Below are 1,386 nucleotides of genomic sequence, written 5' to 3'. Positions count from 1 at the left end.
TCATTGATCAAAGTCTTACGAAATGTGGAGAAACAGAGTTGTCAGATATTCGCCGCCAACAAATGGGCTTTGTTTTCCAACAACCTATCTTTTTAAAAAATTTAACGATTATCGATAATATTGTGCTTCCTGCTATGCGGGATCATCGGAAAAAGGCAAAAGAATTAGCGAGTAAAGCGCGGCAACTTCTGGAAACAACCGGGATTGGCAACCTAGCCCATCGAATGACAAGTCAAGCTTCCGGGGGACAGCTGCAACGCGCCGGGATTTGTCGAGCGTTGATCAATCAACCGAAAATGATCTTTGGTGATGAGCCAACTGGAGCTTTAAATTCAAAGACTGCACAAGAAGTTATGGATCATTTTCTTCAGATTAATCAAGAAGGTATGACAATCATGCTTGTGACACATGATGCAAAGGTTGCAGCACAAAGTGAACGAGTGTTATTTATGAAGGACGGACAAATCGTCGATGAACTACATTTAGGCAAGCTATCTAATCAAACAATAGAGGACCGTGTCGAAAGAGTATCAAGGAAAATGCTGAAGGTAGAAATGTAAAGCGCCCTAAAATCCCCAATGAAGAAAGGTAGATCAGTATGTTAGCTTTTCCAGTAGCTACAACTCGAAAAGAGAAGTTAGCAATAATAGAGGAAATAAAAGAAAGATTATTAGTTGCACATCCCGAAAACATTGTAGCCATTGGCGTATATGGATCACTTGGATTAGAAAGTGATATGCCTTATTCTGATATTGAGTTGCATGTGATCACAACAGATGACACAATCATGGAAAGTCATGAATTTATATACGATAAATTTAAAATAGAACTTAGTGTAAAACAAAAAAGAGAGTTTTTTAAACAAGCAACAGAGGTAGATGATGCATGGGCTATTAAAGCGGGAGTTTTTATCAATATTATGCCTATTTATGACCCACAAAACATATTCGATGAAATAAAGAAAATTCCTTTACAAGTTCCCGATTCAGCAATACGAGAAACAATGAGGGAATTTATGATTTGGGAACCGTATGAAACAATCGCTAAACTAAGAAATAATTTTATGATTGAAAATTTCAATTACATCCCTATGGGAGCAAAGGATCTAACATGGCAAACGGCGAAACTTATTGGTCTTGTGAATAAGAAATATTATAGCACACGGGCTAGAACCTTTGAGGAATCAATCAGGATGGAGTCTAAACCTAGTGGATACGTCGAACTTGCTAACTGTGTTATGAGAGGGGAGCTAAGTAATATAGAACATATTTACCAGCTATGTGAAAGTTTATGGGCTGGTCTAAATGAATGGTATAAAAAGCTTGGCATCGTCTATAGGGTTCAGGAGCTCCCTTCATTTAAATAGAAGACGCAAGCAAAACTTTC

The 1,386-nt window shown here is 37.7% G+C and carries 2 protein-coding genes; both read left to right on the top strand.

What is annotated here, in order from left to right; translation table 11 throughout:
* On the top strand, window positions 1-560 hold a 560-nt coding region (locus IPU53_RS24635), incomplete at its 5' end, for an ABC transporter ATP-binding protein (protein ID WP_207454176.1).
* A gap of 38 nt (window positions 561-598) precedes the next feature.
* Window positions 599-1,366, top strand: a complete 768-nt coding sequence (locus IPU53_RS24630; protein WP_207454167.1) for a kanamycin nucleotidyltransferase C-terminal domain-containing protein — start codon at window positions 599-601, stop codon at window positions 1,364-1,366.
* Window positions 1,367-1,386 lie beyond the last annotated feature (20 nt).

The sequence above is a fragment of the Bacillus sp. SD088 genome (assembly GCF_017355205.1).
Classification (GTDB): Bacteria; Bacillota; Bacilli; order Bacillales; family Bacillaceae_C; genus Lederbergia.
The sequence above is the reverse complement of the archived record's forward strand: the minus strand, read 5'-3'. Positions and strand labels throughout refer to the sequence as shown.